This is a genomic window from Salmonella sp. 2020_1459 (assembly GCF_043847915.1).
GTDB classification, from domain to species: Bacteria; Pseudomonadota; Gammaproteobacteria; order Enterobacterales; family Enterobacteriaceae; genus Salmonella; species Salmonella enterica.
Map to the genome: position 1 here is coordinate 14,211 of NZ_JBCMFA010000010.1, position 22,183 is coordinate 36,393.

Below are 22,183 nucleotides of genomic sequence, written 5' to 3' on the forward strand. Positions count from 1 at the left end.
GACGGCGGTCCTGTCCTTTCTGACAAGGGGCGAGATACCATGAACATAATGAAAAACGCAGAATTTCCAGACGACTGGCTTTTAGGGTTACGCCAGGTCGTACGCGACCCAGTGCTCTATGAATTACTCAAATACTGCCCGTTGGAAATCATGCAGTACAGGGCGTTTATGCGATGTCGCTTGAGTATGTTCTGCTGACGGCGATCGCGCTAATGGGTTCTTTCAGTTGGATCAAGAGCGCACAGCGTAATGGCTATACGCCGCTTGCCGCCAGAGCCTGCTGATTGACCTTTTCCTGGCTGCCTGAAAAGGCAGCCAGGTCTTCTCTGGGCCTCGCTTTCTGCTACAATCCCTCCCCCGTTCGAAGATTGAGCACTATTCCCATGCGTTTAAATCCCGGCCAACAACACGCTGTCGAATTCGTCACCGGACCCTGCCTGGTGCTGGCAGGAGCGGGTTCTGGTAAAACTCGCGTAATTACCAATAAAATCGCCCACCTGATCCGCGGATGCGGCTATCAGGCCCGGCATATTGCGGCGGTGACGTTTACCAACAAGGCAGCGCGCGAAATGAAAGAACGCGTCGGGCAGACGCTCGGCCGTAAGGAAGCGCGCGGTTTGATGATCTCCACCTTTCATACGCTAGGGCTGGATATTATTAAGCGCGAGTACGCTGCGCTGGGGATGAAATCGAACTTTTCATTGTTTGACGATACCGACCAGGTCGCCTTGCTCAAAGAGCTGACCGAAGGCCTGATCGAAGACGACAAGGTTCTGTTGCAACAGCTGATCTCCACGATCTCCAACTGGAAAAACGATCTCAAAACGCCTGCACAGGCAGCGGCGGGGGCGAAAGGTGAACGCGATCGTATTTTTGCCCACTGCTACGGGCTTTACGACGCCCATATGAAGGCATGCAACGTTCTCGATTTTGATGATTTGATTTTGCTGCCGACGCTGCTGCTGCAACGCAATGACGAGGTGCGCGAGCGCTGGCAGAATAAAATTCGTTATCTGCTGGTGGATGAATATCAGGATACTAACACCAGCCAGTATGAGTTGGTTAAGCTGCTGGTCGGGCAACGCGCGCGCTTTACGGTCGTGGGCGATGACGATCAGTCTATCTACTCCTGGCGCGGGGCGCGTCCGCAAAACCTGGTGTTACTGAGCCAGGATTTTCCGGCGCTGCAGGTGATTAAGCTGGAGCAAAACTATCGTTCTTCGGGCCGCATCCTGAAAGCGGCGAATATTCTCATCGCCAACAATCCGCACGTCTTTGAAAAGCGCCTCTTTTCCGAACTCGGTTACGGCGCGGAACTCAAAGTGTTAAGCGCAAACAATGAAGAGCATGAAGCTGAGCGCGTTACCGGCGAACTGATTGCCCATCACTTTGTGAACAAGACCCAGTACAAGGATTACGCCATTCTGTATCGCGGGAATCATCAGTCGCGGGTATTTGAAAAATTCCTCATGCAGAACCGCATTCCGTACAAAATTTCCGGCGGCACCTCATTTTTCTCCCGTCCGGAGATTAAAGACCTGCTGGCCTACCTGCGGGTGTTGACCAACCCGGATGATGACAGCGCTTTCCTGCGCATCGTGAATACGCCAAAACGCGAAATCGGTCCGGCCACTCTGCAAAAGCTGGGTGAATGGGCAATGACGCGTAATAAAAGCCTGTTTACCGCCAGCTTTGATATGGGGCTTAGCCAGAAGCTGACCGGACGTGGTTACGATTCATTGACGCGTTTTACCCACTGGCTGGGGGAAATCCAGCGACTGGCCGAACGTGAGCCTGTCGCCGCCGTGCGCGATCTCATCCACGGTATTGACTATGAATCCTGGTTGTACGAAACCTCGCCGAGCCCCAAAGCGGCGGAAATGCGAATGAAAAACGTTAACCAGCTCTTTAGCTGGATGACTGAGATGCTGGAAGGCAACGAACTCGATGAGCCGATGACGCTGACCCAGGTGGTTACACGCTTTACGCTGCGCGATATGATGGAGCGTGGCGAGAGCGAAGAAGAGCTGGATCAGGTACAGTTGATGACGCTTCATGCATCGAAAGGACTGGAATTCCCGTATGTCTATATGGTGGGAATGGAAGAAGGATTTTTGCCGCATCAAAGCAGCATTGACGAAGATAATATTGAGGAAGAGCGTCGGCTGGCCTATGTTGGGATCACTCGCGCGCAGAAAGAGCTCACCTTTACATTATGTAAAGAGCGCCGTCAGTATGGGGAACTGGTGCGCCCGGAACCCAGCCGCTTCCTGTTAGAACTCCCGCAGGATGATTTAATCTGGGAGCAGGAGCGCAAAGTGGTAAGCGCTGAGGAGCGAATGCAAAAAGGGCAAAGTCACCTGGCTAATCTGAAAGCCATGATGGCGGCAAAGCGAGCGAAATCGTAGGCCGGATAAGCGAAGCGTCATCCGGCAATCAGACTACGGTTAGCGAACGTCCAGCGGCCAGTGTACATAGCTTTGCCACTGGCTTTCCTGATCAATCAACTCTTTACCCAGCGGGTGATGTGCCAGCCAGTTGCCAGGCAAGGTTAACGTCAGATTTTCATTTAGCGCCTGTAGCGTAATTTCTGGTACCAGATCGTCACGACGGCGACCGGCAAAAAGAATCGCCAGGCGCAGCAAACGGCATAGCTGTTCCGCAACACGGGGCGGTACCGCGTTTTGCTGATGAAGCGAAGAGAGATCGACCGGATTGGTCTGGTTCAGTAAGAGGGTGGCGAGCAACTTTTTCTGCGCGGGCGTATAGCCAGGCAGATCCAAATGGCGTACTAAATAGGCGGCATGATAGGGCGCCTGTTTAAAATCAACGCTCAGACCGATCTCATGCAATTGGCAAGCGCTAAGCAACAGTTCACGACTGATAGGCTCAATATGCCAGGCATTTTCTACCTGTTTGAGGAAGTTATCTGCCAGCTTCGCCACGCGATTTGCCTGATCGGTATCGACGATAAACCGACGCTGAATGTTTCGCAGCGTGCGGCTGCGGATATCCTGATCTACCGCCAGATGCAACATCCCATACACCAGCCCTTCGCGTAACGCGCCGCCTGCCAGCGTCATGCTCTGGATGTTCAGCTCGGTAAATATCGCGATCAGAATAGCCAGCCCGCTTGGGAAAACCAGCGCGCGCTCCAGCGTCAGGCCTTCGATTTCCAGCTCTTCCAGACGCCCGCACTGTATCGCGCGTTGTTTTAGCTGCTGCAGTTTGGCGAGCGTAATGCGCTCGTCCATCCCCTGCGCCATCATGATTTCCTGCAATGCTTGTACGGTGCCGGAGGCACCCACGCAGACCTTCCAGCCATGAAAACGCAGTTCATCGGCGACCGGACGCAGTACATCGCGCGCGGCTTTCTCCGCATCATCAAAGTTTTCTTGCGCCAGATTACGATCGCTAAAATAGCGTTCAAGCCACGTTACGCAGCCCATCGACAGGCTAAACAGCGACGTGGTTTGCGCGCCAGTGCCGGTAACCAGTTCAGTGCTGGCGCCGCCGATATCCACCACCAGTCGCTGATCTGCGCCGCCGGTGGTATGAGCGACTCCCTGATAAATCAGCCGCGCCTCTTCTTCGCCGCTGATAACCTGCACCGGACAACCAAGGATAGTCTGCGCTTTCGCGATAAATTCACCCGCATTGACGGCGAGACGCAATGTTGCGGTGGCAACCACGCGGATTTGCGGCTGCGGGATATCCTGCAAACGTTCAGCAAACAGGCGCAGGCATTGCCAGCCGCGTTCCATCGCTTCGGCTGAAAGGTGGTTGTCGTTGTTCAGACCCGCGGCCAGACGCACCTTGCGTTTTATTCGGGTCAGCGTCTGGATGCTTCCCGCCGCCTCGCGCACGACCAGCATATGAAAACTATTGGAACCGAGATCAATGGCGGCATACAACGAGGTGGAATTCATACACTTCATCCTTCAACCTGTATCCGTGTTGGCTGCGTACTCTTCCTAAGCTCATCGGGATTTGTTTTCTTGCCGCCTTGATACAGGCTAAATGATTTTGTGTATGGCATAACTTTTCTTAACCTGAACGACGACGATTACGCGGAGCGCCAGCGCGGCGCGGACCATTGCCAGGACGCGCACGCGTCAGGCGCAACGGCTTGGGCAGATCGTTCATGAGCGCTTCCGGATTGTATTTGCTGACCGGAATCGAGTGGCCGATATAGCTCTCAATAGCGGGCAGATTCAGCGCATACTCTTCGCAAGCCAGGCTGATGGAATGTCCGCTGGCGCCAGCGCGACCGGTACGACCGATACGGTGAACATAGTCTTCACAATCGTCTGGCAGATCGTAGTTAAAGACGTGCGTTACGGCGGGGATATGCAACCCGCGCGCCGCGACATCGGTCGCCACAAGAATATCCAGATCGCCGCGGGTGAACTCATCCAGAATCCGCAGGCGCTTTTTCTGCGCGACGTCGCCGGTCAGCAGACCAACACGATGGCCATCTGCCGCCAGATGTCCCCAGATATCTTCGCAACGATGCTTGGTGTTGGCGAAAATAATGGCGCGATCCGGCCACTCTTCTTCGATCAGCGTTTGCAGTAAACGCATTTTCTCTTCATTAGAGGGGTAGAAAAGCTCTTCTTTAATGCGGTGGCCGGTCTTTTGCTCCGGTTCCACTTCAACATATTCGGCGTTGTTCATCTGTTCAAACGCCAGCTCGCGAACCCGATAAGACAGGGTGGCGGAGAACAACATGTTCAGACGCTGCGCAGCCGGCGGCATACGACGGAACAGCCAGCGGATATCTTTAATAAAGCCCAAATCGTACATGCGATCGGCTTCATCGAGTACGACGACCTGAATGGCGCCGAGGTTAATGTGGTTTTGTTTGGCGTAGTCGATCAGTCGGCCCGTCGTACCAATAAGAATATCAACGCCGCTTTCCAGCACTTTAAGCTGCTTGTCGTAACCATCGCCGCCGTAAGCCAGGCCTAATTTTAAGCCTGTCGCTTGCGCCAACGGCTCCGCGTCTGCGTGAATTTGTACGGCTAATTCACGCGTCGGCGCCATGATCAGCGCGCGCGGCTGGTTCACCTTGCGATCGTCGATCGCGGGATGAGAAAGTAAATAATGAAACGTTGACGTCAGAAACGCCATCGTTTTCCCGGTACCGGTTTGCGCCTGCCCTGCAACGTCACGACCCGCCAGCGTTAGCGGAAGGGCCAGTGCCTGAATGGGCGTACAATTATAAAACCCTTTTTTTTCAAGGGCTTCAACCACCTGTGGGTGCAGGGCGAAGTCGGAAAACTTCTGTTCTGTTAAATGTGTTTTGCTCATAGTGTGGTAGAATATCAGCTTACTATTGCTTTACGAAAGCGTATCCGGTGAAATAAAGTCAACCTTTGTTGGCGAAGTTAACATCAGCACCTCGTTGGTTAATGCTACACCAACACGCCAGGCTTATTCCTGTGGAGTTATATATGAGCGATAAAATTATTCACCTGACTGACGACAGTTTTGACACGGATGTACTCAAAGCGGACGGGGCTATCCTCGTTGATTTCTGGGCAGAGTGGTGCGGGCCGTGTAAAATGATCGCTCCGATTCTGGATGAAATCGCTGACGAATATCAGGGCAAATTGACCGTTGCCAAACTGAACATTGACCAGAACCCTGGTACTGCGCCTAAATATGGCATCCGCGGTATTCCGACTCTGCTGCTGTTTAAAAACGGCGAAGTGGCGGCAACCAAAGTAGGCGCACTGTCTAAAGGTCAGTTGAAAGAGTTTCTCGACGCCAATCTGGCGTAATACCTTTTATACGTCGAATGACAAAGGCGCTGTATAGTCAGGCGTCTGTCATTCGACGAATGATTAAGGTATCAGGCAGTTTCGTGGCGTCTGTTGTCCTTACGTTATTCTTAAATTGTCAGGATCTCTGGACGCCCGGTCTGAGTCGTGCTAAGTTAGTATTGACTTCGAATTAAACATACCTTATTAAGTTTGAATCTGGTTTTATCCGTCACTTCCCGTTTTTTCTCGCACGAGAAGTGGAAAGATTCCTGGCTCTTCGCTCATTCCGTCTTGTCGTTTCAGTTCTGCGTACTTTCCTGTGACCAGACAGCGAACAGACATGAGTTGATAGCCGTAAACAGGCATGGATGACCCTGCCATACCATTCACAACATTAAGTTCGAGATTTACCCCAAGTTTAAGAACTCACACCATTATGAATCTTACCGAATTAAAGAATACGCCGGTTTCTGAGCTGATCACTCTCGGCGAAAGTATGGGGCTGGAAAACCTGGCCCGTATGCGCAAGCAGGACATTATTTTTGCCATCCTGAAGCAGCACGCAAAGAGTGGCGAAGATATCTTTGGCGACGGTGTGCTGGAGATATTGCAGGATGGATTTGGTTTCCTCCGTTCTGCAGACAGCTCCTACCTCGCCGGTCCTGATGATATCTACGTTTCCCCCAGCCAAATCCGCCGTTTCAACCTCCGCACTGGTGATACCATTTCTGGTAAGATTCGCCCGCCGAAAGAAGGTGAACGCTATTTTGCGCTGTTGAAAGTTAACGAAGTTAACTACGACAAACCGGAAAACGCCCGTAACAAAATCCTCTTTGAGAACTTAACCCCGCTGCACGCAAACTCTCGTCTGCGTATGGAGCGTGGTAACGGTTCTACCGAAGACTTAACGGCGCGCGTTCTGGATCTGGCTTCGCCGATCGGTCGCGGCCAGCGCGGTCTGATTGTCGCGCCGCCGAAAGCGGGTAAAACCATGCTGCTGCAGAACATCGCGCAGAGCATCGCGTATAACCACCCGGACTGCGTGCTGATGGTGCTGCTGATTGACGAACGTCCGGAAGAAGTGACCGAGATGCAGCGTCTGGTGAAAGGCGAAGTGGTTGCTTCTACCTTTGACGAACCGGCATCCCGCCACGTTCAGGTTGCCGAAATGGTTATCGAGAAGGCGAAGCGTCTGGTTGAACACAAGAAAGACGTTATCATCCTGCTCGACTCCATCACCCGTCTGGCGCGCGCCTACAACACCGTGGTGCCGGCTTCCGGTAAAGTATTGACCGGTGGTGTGGACGCTAACGCCCTGCATCGTCCGAAGCGTTTCTTCGGCGCGGCGCGTAACGTGGAAGAGGGCGGTAGCCTGACTATCATCGCGACGGCGCTAATCGATACCGGTTCCAAGATGGACGAAGTTATCTACGAAGAGTTTAAAGGCACCGGTAACATGGAGCTGCATCTCTCGCGTAAGATCGCTGAAAAACGTGTCTTCCCGGCTATCGACTACAACCGTTCCGGTACCCGTAAAGAAGAGCTGCTCACCACTCAGGAAGAGCTGCAGAAAATGTGGATCCTGCGTAAAATCATCCATCCGATGGGTGAAATTGACGCGATGGAATTCCTCATTAACAAACTGGCGATGACCAAAACTAATGACGACTTTTTCGAGATGATGAAGCGCTCATAACCTGGTCTTTACCTGAAAACGCCACGTTTTTACGTGGCGTTTTTGTTTTATATCTGTAATCTTAACGACACATTTACAAAACGATGATAAACCGGGTCCGGGCTTCGCCATCCATTCGTTATCGGTATCGTGTGGTTGATATTTAAACAATTCTGCCTGATTCAGAGCAGGGTTTCCCTTCTGAATAAAGGTCTTCATGGTTATACTTCTGGTACTAATTTTATCTGAGAGCACGCATTGTGAATTTACTGACCGTGAGTACTGATCTCATCAGTATTTTTTTATTCACGACACTGTTCCTGTTTTTTGCGCGTAAAGTTGCAAAAAAAATCGGTTTAGTGGATAAACCCAACTTTCGTAAACGCCACCAGGGGCTGATACCGTTGGTTGGAGGGATTTCGGTTTACGCAGGGATTTGCTTCACATTCGGAATTGTTGATCACTATATTCCTCATGCGTCGCTTTATCTTTCTTGTGCGGGCGTACTGGTTTTTATCGGTGCGCTGGACGACCGTTTTGATATCAGCGTAAAGATCCGTGCGACCATACAGGCCGCGATCGGTATCATTATGATGGTATTCGGTAAGCTCTATCTTAGCAGCCTCGGCTATATCTTTGGCTCCTGGGAGATGGTGCTCGGTCCCTTCGGTTATTTCCTTACTCTGTTTGCCGTATGGGCGGCGATCAACGCTTTCAATATGGTGGACGGTATTGACGGCCTGTTGGGCGGGCTATCCAGCGTCTCATTCGCGGCGATGGGGCTGATTTTATGGTTTGACGGTCAAACCAGCCTGGCAATATGGTGCTTCGCCATGATCGCCGCGATTCTGCCTTACATTATGCTTAATCTCGGTATTTTGGGGCGGCGTTATAAAGTCTTTATGGGCGATGCCGGTAGTACTCTGATTGGTTTTACCGTTATCTGGATCTTACTGGAAACGACGCAGGGGAAAACTCACCCTATCAGTCCGGTTACCGCGCTATGGATTATCGCTATCCCGCTGATGGATATGGTGGCGATTATGTATCGCCGTCTGCGTAAAGGGATGAGCCCCTTTTCCCCTGATCGTCAGCACATTCACCATCTTATCATGCGCGCCGGATTTACCTCTCGTCAGGCGTTTGTACTGATTACGCTTGCCGCCGCCATTCTGGCTGGAGTAGGCGTAGCTGCAGAATATTCTCATTTTGTTCCTGAATGGGTTATGTTGGTGCTCTTTTTGCTAGCATTCTTCCTCTATGGCTACTGCATTAAGCGGGCCTGGAAGGTGGCGAGATTTATTAAGCGTGTGAAGCGTCGCCTGCGCAGGCACCGTAAGAACCGGCCAAACTTAACCAAGTAAATGAGGATACGATGACACAACCATTACCGGGGGCACGCGCGGTGAGCGCTGAAAATGAACTGGATATTCGCGGGTTGTTTCGTACTTTATGGGCTGGCAAATACTGGATTATCGGCATTGGCCTGCTATTTGCCCTTATCGCGTTAGCCTATACCTTTTTTGCTCGTCAGGAGTGGAGTGCGACGGCGATCACCGATCGCCCAACCGTAAATATGTTGGGCGGTTATTACTCCCAGCAGCAGTTTCTGCGCAACCTGGATATTAAGACCGATCCCTCTTCTTCCGATAAGCCCTCGGTGATGGATGAAGCGTATAAAGAGTTCATCATGCAACTTGCCTCCTGGGATACGCGTCGCGATTTCTGGTTACAGACGGACTATTACAAGCAGCGAATGGTCGGGAATAGCAAAGCTGATGCGGCGATGCTTGATGAACTGATCAATAACATACAGTTTACGCCCGGCGATTTTACACGCGCCATCAACGACAATGTGAAGCTGATTGCTGAAACTGCGCCGGACGCCAATAATTTGCTGCGTCAGTATGTCGCATTCGCCAGCCAGCGGGCGGCGAGTCATCTGAATGATGAATTAAAAGGTGCCTGGGCTGCGCGTACCGTGCAGATGAAAGCCCAGGTCAAACGGCAGGAAGAGGTTGCGAAAGCGATCTATTCGCGTCGTGTAAACAGTATTGAACAGGCGCTCAAAATTGCGGAACAACATAATATTTCTCGTAGCGCGACGGATGTCCCGGCAGATGAATTACCGGACTCAGAGCTTTTTTTACTCGGTCGCCCTATGTTGCAGGCGCGTCTTGAAAATCTGCAAGCGGTTGGCCCTGCGTTCGATTTGGACTACTTTCAAAATCGGGCAATGTTGAATACGCTTAATGTGGGGCCGACCCTGGACCCTCGTTTTCAGACCTATCGTTATTTGCGTACGCCGGAAGAACCGGTAAAACGTGATAGCCCACGCCGAGCCTTCCTGATGATTATGTGGGGTATCGTTGGGGCGCTAATCGGTGCGGGCGTTGCCTTAACCCGTCGCCGCACGATTTAGCAACACCTCTGCAGTAGGGGGCTGGGCCCCTACTGTCTATTCGAAGAGAATCGATGTGAAAGTACTGACTGTATTTGGTACACGACCGGAGGCCATTAAGATGGCGCCTCTGGTCCATGCGCTGGAAAAAGATCCTCATTTCGAGGCCAAAGTATGCGTTACTGCGCAGCATCGGGAGATGCTTGATCAGGTATTAACTCTTTTTTCTATTGTGCCTGATTTCGATCTCAACATTATGCAGCCGGGACAGGGGTTGACGGAAATTACCTGCCGAATTCTGGAGGGATTAAAGCCGATCCTGGCAGATTTTAAACCTGATGTGGTGCTGGTTCATGGAGATACCACCACTACGATTGCTACCAGCCTGGCGGCTTTCTATCAACGAATTCCGGTAGGGCACGTAGAAGCCGGGTTGCGAACCGGCGATCTCTATTCCCCCTGGCCGGAAGAGGCAAACCGCACGCTGACCGGACATCTGGCGATGTACCACTTTGCGCCGACGGAAAACTCGCGGCAGAATCTGTTGCGGGAGAACATTCCGGATGAGCGCATTTTTGTCACTGGCAATACCGTTATTGACGCGCTGATCTGGGTACGCGATCGCGTTCTGACGAGCGATACATTACAGGCTGAACTGGCCGAGCAGTATCCTTTCCTCAACGCGAATAAGAAGATGATTTTGGTGACCGGTCATCGGCGTGAAAGCTTTGGTCAGGGCTTTGAGCATATCTGCCAGGCGCTGGCGGAAATCGCCGCCGCGAACCAGAATGTGCAAATTGTCTATCCGGTGCATCTCAATCCCAACGTCAGCGAACCTGTCAACCGTATCCTCGGCCATGTTGAAAACGTGGTACTGATTGAGCCGCAGGACTACTTACCTTTTGTCTGGCTGATGAATCACGCCTGGCTCATTCTGACCGATTCCGGCGGTATTCAGGAAGAAGCGCCGTCATTAGGTAAGCCGGTATTGGTCATGCGTGAAACCACAGAGCGTCCGGAAGCCATTACCGCTGGTACGGTAAGACTGATCGGCACGGACTCCCGGCGCATTGTGGCGGAAGTTATGCGTCTGCTGCACGACGAAAATGAATATCAAACCATGAGCCGCGCCCATAATCCTTATGGTGACGGGCAATCATGCGCGCGCATTTTACAGGCGTTAAAAAGTTATCGGGTATCGTTATGAGTTTTACGACCATTTCTGTTATTGGGCTGGGGTATATCGGATTACCGACTGCGGCCGCTTTTGCTTCCCGCCAGAAGCAGGTTATCGGCGTGGATATCAACCAACATGCGGTAGACACCATAAATCGCGGTGAAATTCACATCGTGGAGCCGGCGTTGGGCAATGTGGTGAAGATGGCGGTGGAAGGCGGCTTTCTGCGTGCGACGACGACACCTGTCGAGGCCGATGCGTACCTGATTGCCGTGCCGACGCCATTCAAAGGCGATCACGACCCTGACATGGCCTATGTGGAAGCCGCGGCGAAATCCATTGCGCCGGTATTAAAAAAAGGGGCACTGGTGATTCTGGAATCAACATCGCCGGTCGGCGCAACGGAGCAAATGGCTGGCTGGCTGGCCGGGATGCGCCCGGATCTGACCTTTCCCCAGCAGGCGGGCGAGCAGGCCGACGTGAATATCGCCTATTGTCCGGAGCGTGTGCTGCCGGGTCAGGTGATGGTGGAACTCATTAAAAATGACCGCGTGATTGGCGGTATGACGCCAGTATGTTCGGCTCGCGCCAGCGCGCTGTACAAAATTTTCCTTGAGGGCGAATGCGTTGTCACCAACTCGCGCACCGCAGAGATGTGCAAGCTGACGGAAAATAGCTTCCGTGATGTGAATATCGCCTTTGCGAATGAATTGTCGCTGATTTGCGCCGAACAGGGGATTAACGTCTGGGAATTGATCCGTCTGGCGAACCGCCATCCGCGCGTCAATATTTTGCAGCCGGGCCCAGGCGTTGGCGGGCACTGCATTGCGGTCGATCCGTGGTTTATTGTGGCGCAAAATCCGCAGCAGGCGAGACTGATTCGCACCGCGCGTGAAGTGAATGACGGCAAACCGCACTGGGTAGTCGATCAGGTAAAAGCCGCGGTCGCAGATTGCCTGGCGGCCACCGATAAACGCGCCAGCGAAGTGAAAATCGCCTGTTTTGGGCTGGCCTTTAAGCCGAATATCGACGATCTGCGCGAAAGCCCGGCGATGGGGATCGCGCAAAGTATCGCCCGCTGGCACAGCGGCGAAACCCTGGTCGTCGAACCGAATATCCGTCAGTTGCCGAAAAAATTGGACGGACTTTGCACGCTGGCGAAGCTGGACGCGGCGCTGGCCGCCGCCGATGTGCTGGTGATGCTGGTCGATCACGACGAATTTAAAGCGATCCCCGGCGATGCGGTTCATCAACGTTATGTGGTTGATACCAAAGGAGTCTGGCGCTGATGAAACGCATTCTGGTGACCGGAGGCGCAGGCTTTATCGGATCTGCGGTGGTGCGGCATATCATCCATGAAACGGCAGACGCGGTGGTGGTGGTGGATAAACTCACCTATGCGGGCAACCTGATGTCTCTGGCGTCGGTGGCGCAAAGCGACCGTTTCGCCTTTGAGAAGGTGGATATCTGCGATCGGGCATCACTGGAGCGAGTTTTCCAGCAGTATCAGCCCGATAGCGTGATGCACCTGGCGGCGGAAAGCCATGTAGACCGTTCCATCGACGGCCCGGCGGCGTTTATTGAAACGAATATCGTTGGTACTTACACCTTGCTGGAAGCCGCTCGCGCTTACTGGTCCGCGCTTGACGCGGACGCTAAAGCGGCGTTTCGCTTCCACCATATCTCCACCGATGAAGTGTATGGCGATCTGCATACTGCAGACGATTTCTTCACCGAAACCACGCCATATGCGCCAAGCAGCCCTTATTCCGCCTCCAAAGCCAGCAGCGACCATCTGGTACGCGCCTGGTTACGTACCTACGGTCTGCCTACGCTTGTCACCAACTGCTCTAATAACTACGGGCCCTACCATTTCCCGGAAAAACTGATCCCGCTGATGATTCTGAACGCGCTGGCGGGTAAACCATTGCCGGTCTATGGCAACGGTCAGCAAATTCGCGACTGGCTGTATGTAGAGGATCATGCCCGTGCGTTGTATCACGTGGTGACGAACGGCGCGGTGGGCGAAACGTATAATATCGGCGGTCATAACGAACGTAAAAATCTGGATGTGGTCAGGACGATCTGCGCTCTGTTGGAGGAACTGGCCCCGCAAAAACCGCAGGGTGTGGCGAATTATCACGATCTGATTACCTTCGTCGACGATCGACCCGGCCATGACTTACGCTATGCCATCGACGCGTCGAAAATCGCCCGCGAGCTGGGCTGGACGCCGCAGGAAACCTTCGAAAGTGGGATGCGAAAAACCGTTCAGTGGTATCTCGCCAATGAGGCCTGGTGGAAACCCGTGCAGGATGGCAGTTATCAGGGCGAACGCTTAGGACTGAAACGCTAAACGGCAGGTTCTTACTCCTGGAGGAGAAACGAATGAAAGGCATCATTCTGGCGGGAGGTTCCGGTACCCGGTTGCATCCCATTACGCGCGGCGTGTCAAAGCAGCTTCTGCCCGTCTACGACAAACCGATGATTTACTATCCGTTATCGGTGCTAATGCTGGCGGGAATTCGTGAGATCTTGATCATCACCACGCCGGAGGATAAACGCGACTTTCAGCGTTTGTTGGGCGACGGCGCAGCATTCGGTATCGATTTACATTATGCCGAGCAGCCCAGTCCGGACGGGCTGGCGCAGGCCTTTATCATTGGCGAAACGTTCCTCAACGGTGAACCCTCATGCCTGGTATTGGGCGACAATATCTTTTTTGGTCAGGGTTTTAGCCCCAAACTCCGTCAGGTCGCGGCGCGTACCGAAGGCGCTACGGTATTTGGCTATCAGGTCATGGACCCGGAACGCTTTGGCGTCGTGGAGTTTGACGATGATTTTCGCGCGCTCTCGCTGGAAGAAAAGCCGAAACAGCCTAAATCTAACTGGGCGGTCACCGGCCTCTATTTCTATGACAGCAAGGTCGTCGAGTATGCGAAGCGCGTGAAACCGTCCGGGCGTGGCGAGCTGGAGATCACTTCTATCAACCAAATGTATCTGGAGGAAGGTAAGCTGACCGTTGAACTGCTGGGCCGCGGCTTCGCCTGGCTGGATACGGGCACCCACGACAGTCTGATTGAGGCGAGCACTTTTGTGCAGACGGTGGAAAAGCGCCAGGGCTTCAAAATTGCCTGTCTGGAGGAGATTGCCTGGCGCAACGGCTGGCTGGATGATGATGGTTTGAAACGCGCCGCCAGTCAGCTTGAAAAAACCGGCTATGGCCAATATTTACTGGAGTTGCTCCGTGCCCGTCCGCGCCAGTATTGAACCGTTACTCTGGGAAAATACGTTTTTTGGCGTGAATAGCGGCATTGTGCGTATCGATGCTTCAGCGCCCGAATTAACGCCAGAAGCGCTGCAGGCGTGGCAACGCGTGCAGGTAAAAGTGCCGGCTGAAAACATCGCCTGGCTGTCGGCGTTGCAATCGCTGGGATTCTCTTTGGTTGAAGGCGAGGTGGATTTTGCGTTGCCGGTAAAAGGGCATCGCGACCAGCATGGCGCGGAAATTGCACACCTTACGGACATTCCTGCTTTGCGTCAGTTGGCCGGAGAGGCGTTTACGCAGAGTCGTTTTCGCGCGCCGTGGTATGCGCCCGACGCCAGCGCCCGTTTTTACGCCCAGTGGATTGAGAATGCGGTACGCGGCACGTTTGATCACCAATGCCTGGTGCTTCGCACGGAGACAGGCGCTATCCGCGGTTACGTCTCGCTGCGGGAATTGAATGATACCGACGCGCGCATTGGCCTGTTGGCCGGACGCGGCGCGGGAGCGGAACTTATGCAGGCGGCGATCTGTTGGGCGCAGAGTCGCGGCAAAGCAACATTGCGGGTGGCGACCCAGTTGGGCAACACCGCCGCGCTTAAACGTTACATACAAAGCGGTGCCAACATCGAAAGCACTGCGTACTGGTTATACAGGTGACAACATGATTCCTTTTAATGCGCCGCCGGTGGTGGGAACCGAACTCGAATACATGCAGTCTGCAATGAGCAGCGGCAAACTGTGCGGCGACGGCGGCTTTACGCGTCGTTGCCAGCAGTGGCTGGAGCAACATTTCGGCAGCGTGAAGGTGTTGTTGACGCCTTCCTGTACCGCATCGCTGGAGATGGCGGCTCTGTTGTTGGATATTCAGCCCGGCGATGAAGTGATCATGCCGAGCTTTACGTTTGTCTCCACCGCTAACGCTTTTGTCCTGCGCGGCGCGAAAATTGTGTTTGTCGATATTCGTCCGGATACGATGAATATTGACGAAACGCTGATTGAGGCGGCGATTACTGATAAAACCCGTGCTATCGTGCCGGTACACTACGCTGGCGTCGCTTGTGAAATGGACGTCATCATGGCGCTGGCGGATAAGTATAATCTGTTCGTTGTCGAGGATGCCGCCCAGGGTGTGATGTCCACGTACAAAGGGCGCGCGTTAGGGACGATCGGTCACATCGGCTGTTTTAGCTTCCATGAAACCAAAAATTACACCGCTGGCGGCGAAGGCGGCGCGACGCTGATCAACGATCGTACGCTAATTGAACGCGCGGAGATCATCCGCGAAAAAGGCACCAACCGTAGCCAGTTCTTCCGTGGTCAGGTGGACAAATACACCTGGCGGGATATCGGCTCCAGTTATTTGATGTCCGATCTGCAGGCTGCCTATCTGTGGGCGCAACTGGAGGCCGCCGATCGTATCAATCAACAGCGTCTGTCGCTGTGGCAGACTTACTACGATGCGTTAACGCCGCTGGCGCACGCCGGGCGTATCGAGCTGCCTTCTATTCCGGAAAACTGCGGGCATAATGCCCATATGTTTTACATCAAACTGCGGGATATCGCCGATCGCAGCGCGCTGATTAATTCCCTGAAAGAGGCGGAAATCATGGCGGTATTCCATTACATTCCGCTGCATGATTGTCCGGCGGGCGATAAATTCGGCGAGTTTATCGGGGACGATGTCTACACCACAAAAGAGAGCGAACGTTTGCTGCGTCTGCCGCTGTTTTATAACCTTGCGCCCGTCGATCAACGAACGGTGATTACTACCTTGCTAAATTATTTCTCCTGATATGTCGCTTGCTAAAGCCTCCCTGTGGACGGCGGTCAGTACGCTGGTAAAAATTGGCGCCGGACTGCTGGTGGTGAAACTACTGGCCGTCTCTTTTGGCCCGGCGGGCGTGGGACAAGCGGGTAACTTCCGCCAGATGATCACCGTGCTGGGCGTATTGGCTGGCGCCGGGATATTTAACGGCGTTACCAAACTCGTCGCACAACATCATGATGACCCGGCGCAGTTACGTACCGTGGTGGGAACCTCCTCCGCGATGGTATTGGGGTTCTCTACGCTGCTGGCGCTGGTCTTCCTGCTGGCGGCGGCGCCGATTAGCCAGGGATTGTTCGGTCATACGGACTATCAAGGGCTGGTGCGTCTGGTTGCGCTGGTACAAATGGGGATCGCCTGGGCGAACCTGCTGCTGGCGCTAATGAAGGGCTTTCGTGACGCGTCGGGTAATGCCTTATCGTTAATTGTCGGCAGCTTTTTGGGCGTCGCCGCCTGGTATCTCTGCTACCGTGTCGGCGGCTATGAAGGCGCTCTGCTTGGCCTGGCGCTGGTGCCGGCGCTGGTGGTAGTGCCAGCCGGTATAATACTGATTAAGCGCGGCACCGTCCCGCTACGCTATCTCAAGCCCTCCTGGGACAACGGTCTGGCAGGGCAGCTCAGTAAATTTACCCTGATGGCGCTGATTACCTCCGTTACGATGCCGGTCGCCTATGTGATGATGCGAAACCAACTGGCCGCGCACTATAGCTGGAGCGATGTCGGGATTTGGCAGGGCGTAAGCAGTATTTCTGACGCCTATCTGCAATTTATCACCGCCTCCTTCAGTGTTTACCTGTTACCCACGCTCTCACGCCTGACGGAAAAACAGGACATTACGCGTGAAGTGGTAAAAGCGCTGAAATTTGTTTTACCGGCGGTTGCGGCGGCGAGTTTTACCGTCTGGCTATTGCGCGATTTTGCTATCTGGCTGCTTTTCTCCGCCAAATTCACCGCGATGCGCGATCTGTTCGCCTGGCAGTTAGTGGGCGACGTGCTGAAAGTCGGCGCCTATGTTTTCGGTTATCTGGTGATTGCCAAAGCGTCGTTGCGATTTTACATTCTGGCTGAAATTAGCCAGTTCATTCTGTTAACGGCGTTCGCTCACTGGCTGATTCCCGCTCACGGCGCGCTGGGTGCGGCACAGGCTTATATGGCCACCTATATTGTCTATTTTTCACTTTGTTGCGGCGTATTTTTACTCTGGCGTAGGCGAGCATGACTGTACTGATTCACGTCCTGGGATCGGATATCCCTCACCATAACCACACCGTGCTGCGGTTTTTCAATGATACGCTGGCCGCCACAAGCGAGCACGCGCGCGAATTTATGGTTGCCGGCGAAGATAACGGTTTCACGGAAAGCTGTCCGGCGCTCTCGCTTCGTTTTTATGGCAGTAAGAAAGCGTTGGCGCAGGCGGTCATCGCCAAAGCGAAAGCAAATCGTCGACAGAGATTCTTCTTTCACGGTCAGTTCAACACCAGCCTATGGCTGGCGCTGTTAAGCGGCGGTATTAAGCCAGCTCAGTTTTACTGGCATATCTGGGGCGCGGATCTCTACGAAGTGTCCAACGGGCTGAAATTCCGCCTTTTCTACCCGCTTCGTCGTATCGCGCAGGGGCGAGTAGGGTGCGTATTCGCGACGCGCGGCGATCTCAGCTATTTTGCGCGCCAGCATCCGGACGTACGCGGCGAGTTGCTCTATTTCCCGACGCGCATGGATCCTTCCCTGAATGCTATGGCAAAAGAGCGCCAACGTGCGGGAAAATTGACCATTTTAGTAGGGAACTCCGGCGATCGCAGTAACCAACATATTGCGGCGTTACGGGCGGTGTATCAGCAGTTTGGCGATACGGTAAACGTGGTGGTGCCGATGGGCTATCCGGCCAATAACCAAGCCTATATTGATGAGGTTCGTCAGGCCGGTCTGGCGCTATTTAGCGCCGAAAATCTACAAATTCTTAGCGAAAAAATGGAATTTGATGCCTATCTTGCGCTGTTGCGTCAGTGCGATCTCGGTTATTTTATTTTTGCCCGCCAACAGGGGATCGGGACGTTGTGTCTGCTAATTCAGGCCGATATCCCGTGCGTACTGAATCGCGACAATCCTTTCTGGCAGGATATGGCGGAACAGCATCTGCCCGTCCTGTTTACCACGGACGATCTTAATGAGCAGGTCGTGCGCGAGGCGCAGCGTCAGCTCGCATCGGTAGATAAAAGCGGCATCACCTTCTTTAGCCCCAACTACCTGCAACCGTGGCATAATGCGTTGAGAATCGCCGCAGGAGAAGCCGAATGAGTTTAATGCAATTCAGCGGGCTGCTGGTGGTCTGGCTGCTCTCTACGCTGTTTATCGCCACGCTGACCTGGTTTGAATTCCGCCGCGTGCGTTTTAACTTCAACGTTTTCTTTTCGTTGCTGTTTTTGTTGACCTTCTTTTTTGGTTTTCCGCTAACCAGCGTGCTGGTATTTCGTTTCGACGTTGGCGTCGCGCCGCCGGAAATCTTATTGCAGGCTCTATTATCCGCCGCCTGTTTCTACGGCGTGTATTACGTGACCTATAAAACGCGTTTACGCAAACGCGTTGTGGATGTACCACGCAAGCCGCTATTTACCATGAACCGGGTGGAAACCCACCTTACCTGGGTGATCCTGATGGGCATCGCGCTGGTGAGCGTGGCGATTTTCTTTATGCATAACGGCTTTTTGCTGTTCCGGCTGCACTCCTACAGCCAGATCTTTTCCAGCGAAGTCTCCGGCGTGGCGTTAAAACGGTTCTTCTATTTCTTCATTCCGGCGATGCTGGTGGTCTATTTCCTGCGCCAGGACAGCAAAGCGTGGCTGTTCTTTCTGGTGAGCACCGTCGCGTTTGGTCTGTTGACCTACATGATTGTCGGCGGCACGCGCGCCAACATCATTATTGCGTTTGCAATCTTCCTGTTTATCGGCATTATTCGGGGCTGGATCTGCCTGTGGATGCTGGTAGCGGCGGGCGTGCTGGGGATTGTCGGTATGTTCTGGCTGGCGCTCAAACGCTACGGATTAAATGTGAGCGGCGATGAGGCGTTCTATACGTTTCTTTATCTGACGCGCGATACCTTTTCGCCGTGGGAGAATCTGGCGCTGCTGTTGCAAAATTACCACAATATCGAGTTTCAGGGGCTGGCCCCTATCGTGCGTGATTTCTACGTCTTTATTCCCACCTGGTTATGGCCGGGACGACCCAGCATCGTGCTGAATTCTGCGAATTACTTCACCTGGGAAGTCCTGAACAACCATTCTGGCCTGGCGATATCGCCAACGCTTATCGGATCGCTGGTGGTCATGGGCGGGGCGCTGTTTATTCCGCTCGGCGCGATCGTTGTCGGGTTGATTATCAAATGGTTCGACTGGCTGTATGAACTGGGTAACCGGGAGCCCAATCGCTATAAGGCGGCGATTCTGCACAGTTTCTGCTTTGGCGCCATCTTTAATATGATTGTGCTGGCGCGAGAAGGACTGGATTCGTTTGTTTCGCGCGTGGTTTTCTTCCTGGTGGTTTTTGGCGCCAGCCTGCTGGTCGCTAAGCTTCTGTTCTGGTTATTTGATAGCGCCGGACTGATTCATAAACGTACAACTTCGCTCCCTCAGGCACAGGTGGAAGGAAAACTATGACCAATAATGCCGCTGCGCCCCTTTACTCGCTGCGTGGATTACCTCTGATTGGCTGGCGCGACATGTCACACGCGCTGAATTATCTGTTTGCCGATGGTCAACTGAAGCAAGGCACGTTGGTGGCGATCAACGCCGAAAAGCTGCTGACGGCGGAAGATAATCCGGAAGTCCGCGCGTTGATAGCGGCGACGGAATTTAAATATGCCGATGGCATCAGCGTGGTGCGTTCAATACGTAAAAAATTTCCGCAGGCGCAGGTTTCTCGTGTGGCTGGCGCCGACCTTTGGGAAGCGTTAATGGCGCGCGCGGGGAAAGAAGGCACGCCGGTATTTCTTGTCGGCGGCAAGCCTGAGGTGCTGGCGCAGACGGAAGCAAAACTGCGGACGCAGTGGAACGTCAATATTGTGGGTAGCCAGGACGGTTACTTTACGCCGGAGCAGCGTCAGGCGCTATTTGCGCGTATCCATGCCAGCGGCGCGAAAATTGTCACCGTCGCGATGGGATCGCCAAAACAGGAATTACTCATGCGCGATTGTCGGGAAGTGCATCCCCATGCGTTATATATGGGGGTGGGCGGGACCTATGATGTGTTTACCGGTCACGTCAAACGCGCCCCAAAAATATGGCAGAACCTGGGGCTGGAGTGGTTGTATCGTCTGCTTTCGCAACCGAAGCGTATTACCCGCCAGATGCGTCTGCTGCGCTACCTTCGCTGGCACTATACTGGCGATCTCTAATTCTCTCTTCTGATGACTTGAGCAGCGGGCTGTGCTTATGGCGCTGCTCATTTACAACATAATCGATGATTTCTTACACAATAAGTGCATTTTTTTAATGCTCCATTTGCCATTTGTCCAAATTTAAGAAAATATTCGCAACAATCGATGTACCCATAACAATAACCGGTACTACCGGAACCGTTGCAAACACGACATGAGGATTTATGGCAGAGAAAAAACCGGAGCTACAGCGTGGGCTGGAAGCTCGTCATATTGAATTGATTGCCCTCGGGGGTACCATCGGCGTCGGACTCTTTATGGGCGCCGCCAGTACGCTGAAATGGGCGGGCCCGTCAGTGCTGCTGGCGTATATCATCGCCGGATTGTTCGTCTTTTTCATCATGCGTTCGATGGGGGAGATGCTCTTTCTGGAACCTGTTACCGGCTCCTTTGCCGTGTACGCCCACCGGTATATGAGTCCTTTTTTTGGCTATCTTACCGCCTGGTCATACTGGTTTATGTGGATGGCGGTCGGGATCTCGGAAATTACCGCCATTGGGGTCTACGTCCAGTTCTGGTTTCCGGAGATGGCGCAGTGGATACCGGCGCTGATTGCCGTCGGACTGGTCGCGTTGGCGAATCTGGCTGCGGTGCGCCTGTATGGTGAAATCGAGTTCTGGTTTGCGATGATCAAAGTCACCACGATTATTGTGATGATCATCATCGGTCTGGGGGTGATTTTCTTCGGCTTTGGTAACGGCGGCCAGGCGATTGGCTTTGGTAATCTGACCGAGCATGGCGGCTTTTTTGCCGGCGGCTGGAAAGGCTTTCTGACCGCATTATGTATCGTGGTGGCCTCTTATCAAGGGGTTGAGTTGATCGGTATTACCGCCGGTGAAGCGAAGAATCCGCAGGTGACGTTGCGTAGCGCGGTGGGTAAAGTGCTGTGGCGTATCCTGATTTTTTATGTTGGCGCGATTTTCGTGATCGTCACCATTTTCCCGTGGAATGAGATTGGCAGCAACGGCAGCCCATTTGTGCTCACCTTCGCGAAAATCGGCATCACCGCCGCGGCAGGCATTATCAACTTTGTCGTGCTGACGGCGGCGCTCTCCGGCTGTAACAGCGGAATGTATAGCTGTGGGCGTATGCTTTACGCGCTGGCGAAAAACCGTCAACTGCCGGCGGCAGTCGCGAAAGTCTCTCGCCACGGCGTGCCGGTCGCGGGCGTGGCGCTCTCTATTTTGATTTTGCTGGTAGGTTCTTGCCTGAACTACATCATCCCCAATCCGCAGCGCGTCTTTGTTTACGTTTATAGCGCCAGCGTACTGCCGGGGATGGTGCCGTGGTTTGTCATTCTGATTAGCCAACTGCGCTTTCGTCGGGCGCATAAAGAAGCGATTGCGGATCATCCTTTTTGTTCCATTATGTTTCCGTGGGCGAACTATTTGACGATGGCGTTTCTGGTTTGCGTTTTAATCGGCATGTACTTTAATGAAGATACGCGCATGTCGCTGTTTGTCGGCGTCATCTTCCTGCTGGCCGTCACGCTGGTCTACAAAGTTTTCGGTCTGAATCGTCACGGAACCGCCCACAAGGTGGGGGAATAAGCGCCAAAATGCGCAAAGCATAACCAAACGCGCATTTTATTTAAAAAGGCACTGGACAGCGGGGTGTGAAGTCCGTATTATCCACCCCCG

Annotated in this window: 19 protein-coding genes and 2 pseudogenes; 19 read left to right on the forward strand and 2 right to left on the reverse strand. The window is 53.4% G+C overall.

Annotated elements, in window-relative coordinates; all coding sequences use genetic code 11:
• Nucleotides 1-39: 39 nt before the first annotated feature.
• The 3 genes and pseudogenes from ACH0VJ_RS21170 to rep all read left to right on the forward strand — a co-directional run.
• A pseudogene (locus tag ACH0VJ_RS21170) lies at nt 40-195 on the forward strand (Crp/Fnr family transcriptional regulator); the annotation flags it as partial.
• Nucleotides 147-284 (forward strand): annotated as a pseudogene (locus ACH0VJ_RS21175) (nicotinamide riboside transporter PnuC); the annotation flags it as partial. The pseudogenes ACH0VJ_RS21170 and ACH0VJ_RS21175, both read left to right, overlap by 49 nt.
• 99 nt (nt 285-383) lie before the next feature.
• A complete protein-coding gene (gene rep, locus ACH0VJ_RS21180; RefSeq protein ID WP_001238842.1) occupies nt 384-2,408 on the forward strand; it encodes a DNA helicase Rep in 2,025 nt (674 codons plus the stop codon).
• A 39-nt stretch (nt 2,409-2,447) separates the two neighbouring features.
• Here the strand turns inward: rep and gppA are convergent, their stop codons facing one another.
• Both gppA and rhlB read right to left on the reverse strand, forming a co-directional pair.
• On the reverse strand, nt 2,448-3,929 hold the full coding sequence (gppA, locus tag ACH0VJ_RS21185) for a guanosine-5'-triphosphate,3'-diphosphate diphosphatase (RefSeq protein ID WP_001089448.1): 1,482 nt from the start codon (nt 3,927-3,929) through the stop codon (nt 2,448-2,450).
• A gap of 118 nt (nt 3,930-4,047) precedes the next feature.
• Entirely contained in the window at nt 4,048-5,313 is a 1,266-nt protein-coding gene (rhlB, locus tag ACH0VJ_RS21190) for an ATP-dependent RNA helicase RhlB (protein ID WP_000047524.1), read from the reverse strand.
• Nucleotides 5,314-5,456: 143 nt separating this feature from the next.
• Between rhlB and trxA the strand changes: the two genes are divergently transcribed.
• The 16 genes from trxA to ACH0VJ_RS21270 all read left to right on the forward strand — a co-directional run bounded on the left by trxA (nt 5,457) and on the right by ACH0VJ_RS21270 (nt 22,093).
• Nucleotides 5,457-5,786: a thioredoxin TrxA gene (trxA, locus tag ACH0VJ_RS21195; protein WP_001280776.1), complete on the forward strand. Its 330-nt coding sequence runs from the start codon at nt 5,457-5,459 to the stop codon at nt 5,784-5,786.
• A 247-nt stretch (nt 5,787-6,033) separates the two neighbouring features.
• Nucleotides 6,034-6,117 carry a rho operon leader peptide gene (locus tag ACH0VJ_RS21200; protein WP_134820045.1) on the forward strand — a complete coding sequence of 28 codons (84 nt, stop codon included), beginning with the start codon at nt 6,034-6,036 and terminating at the stop codon, nt 6,115-6,117.
• A gap of 87 nt (nt 6,118-6,204) precedes the next feature.
• The gene (gene rho, locus ACH0VJ_RS21205) at nt 6,205-7,464 is read left to right on the forward strand and encodes a transcription termination factor Rho (protein ID WP_001054532.1); all 1,260 of its coding nucleotides are present in this window, start codon (nt 6,205-6,207) and stop codon (nt 7,462-7,464) included.
• Nucleotides 7,465-7,703: 239 nt separating this feature from the next.
• Nucleotides 7,704-8,807 (forward strand): UDP-N-acetylglucosamine--undecaprenyl-phosphate N-acetylglucosaminephosphotransferase, encoded by a 1,104-nt coding sequence (wecA, locus tag ACH0VJ_RS21210; protein ID WP_001050945.1) that lies wholly within the window; start codon nt 7,704-7,706, stop codon nt 8,805-8,807.
• Between the two features lie 11 nt (nt 8,808-8,818).
• Nucleotides 8,819-9,865 carry an ECA polysaccharide chain length modulation protein gene (gene wzzE, locus ACH0VJ_RS21215; protein ID WP_000193420.1) on the forward strand — a complete coding sequence of 349 codons (1,047 nt, stop codon included), beginning with the start codon at nt 8,819-8,821 and terminating at the stop codon, nt 9,863-9,865.
• Nucleotides 9,866-9,920: 55 nt separating this feature from the next.
• A complete protein-coding gene (gene wecB, locus ACH0VJ_RS21220) occupies nt 9,921-11,051 on the forward strand; it encodes a non-hydrolyzing UDP-N-acetylglucosamine 2-epimerase (RefSeq protein WP_000866676.1) in 1,131 nt (376 codons plus the stop codon).
• On the forward strand, nt 11,048-12,310 hold the full coding sequence (gene wecC, locus ACH0VJ_RS21225) for a UDP-N-acetyl-D-mannosamine dehydrogenase (RefSeq protein WP_000011236.1): 1,263 nt from the start codon (nt 11,048-11,050) through the stop codon (nt 12,308-12,310). Before wecB ends, wecC begins: the two co-directional genes overlap by 4 nt.
• A complete protein-coding gene (gene rffG, locus ACH0VJ_RS21230; protein ID WP_000822143.1) occupies nt 12,310-13,377 on the forward strand; it encodes a dTDP-glucose 4,6-dehydratase in 1,068 nt (355 codons plus the stop codon). The genes wecC and rffG overlap by 1 nt, the downstream gene beginning before the upstream one ends.
• A gap of 32 nt (nt 13,378-13,409) precedes the next feature.
• Nucleotides 13,410-14,291 carry a glucose-1-phosphate thymidylyltransferase RfbA gene (gene rfbA, locus ACH0VJ_RS21235; RefSeq protein ID WP_000676077.1) on the forward strand — a complete coding sequence of 294 codons (882 nt, stop codon included), beginning with the start codon at nt 13,410-13,412 and terminating at the stop codon, nt 14,289-14,291.
• Entirely contained in the window at nt 14,269-14,946 is a 678-nt protein-coding gene (gene rffC, locus ACH0VJ_RS21240; RefSeq protein ID WP_001145156.1) for a dTDP-4-amino-4,6-dideoxy-D-galactose acyltransferase, read from the forward strand. Before rfbA ends, rffC begins: the two co-directional genes overlap by 23 nt.
• 4 nt (nt 14,947-14,950) lie before the next feature.
• Nucleotides 14,951-16,081 (forward strand): dTDP-4-amino-4,6-dideoxygalactose transaminase, encoded by a 1,131-nt coding sequence (rffA, locus tag ACH0VJ_RS21245; RefSeq protein WP_000612087.1) that lies wholly within the window; start codon nt 14,951-14,953, stop codon nt 16,079-16,081.
• Nucleotide 16,082: 1 nt separating this feature from the next.
• Nucleotides 16,083-17,333 carry a lipid III flippase WzxE gene (gene wzxE, locus ACH0VJ_RS21250; RefSeq protein WP_000050285.1) on the forward strand — a complete coding sequence of 417 codons (1,251 nt, stop codon included), beginning with the start codon at nt 16,083-16,085 and terminating at the stop codon, nt 17,331-17,333.
• The gene (locus tag ACH0VJ_RS21255) at nt 17,330-18,409 is read left to right on the forward strand and encodes a TDP-N-acetylfucosamine:lipid II N-acetylfucosaminyltransferase (protein ID WP_000217197.1); all 1,080 of its coding nucleotides are present in this window, start codon (nt 17,330-17,332) and stop codon (nt 18,407-18,409) included. The genes wzxE and ACH0VJ_RS21255 overlap by 4 nt, the downstream gene beginning before the upstream one ends.
• Nucleotides 18,406-19,764 carry an ECA oligosaccharide polymerase gene (gene wzyE, locus ACH0VJ_RS21260; RefSeq protein WP_000055601.1) on the forward strand — a complete coding sequence of 453 codons (1,359 nt, stop codon included), beginning with the start codon at nt 18,406-18,408 and terminating at the stop codon, nt 19,762-19,764. Before ACH0VJ_RS21255 ends, wzyE begins: the two co-directional genes overlap by 4 nt.
• Nucleotides 19,761-20,501: a lipopolysaccharide N-acetylmannosaminouronosyltransferase gene (wecG, locus tag ACH0VJ_RS21265; RefSeq protein ID WP_079833557.1), complete on the forward strand. Its 741-nt coding sequence runs from the start codon at nt 19,761-19,763 to the stop codon at nt 20,499-20,501. The genes wzyE and wecG overlap by 4 nt, the downstream gene beginning before the upstream one ends.
• A gap of 206 nt (nt 20,502-20,707) precedes the next feature.
• A complete protein-coding gene (locus tag ACH0VJ_RS21270) occupies nt 20,708-22,093 on the forward strand; it encodes an amino acid permease (protein WP_000818376.1) in 1,386 nt (461 codons plus the stop codon).
• Nucleotides 22,094-22,183: the final 90 nt, after the last annotated feature.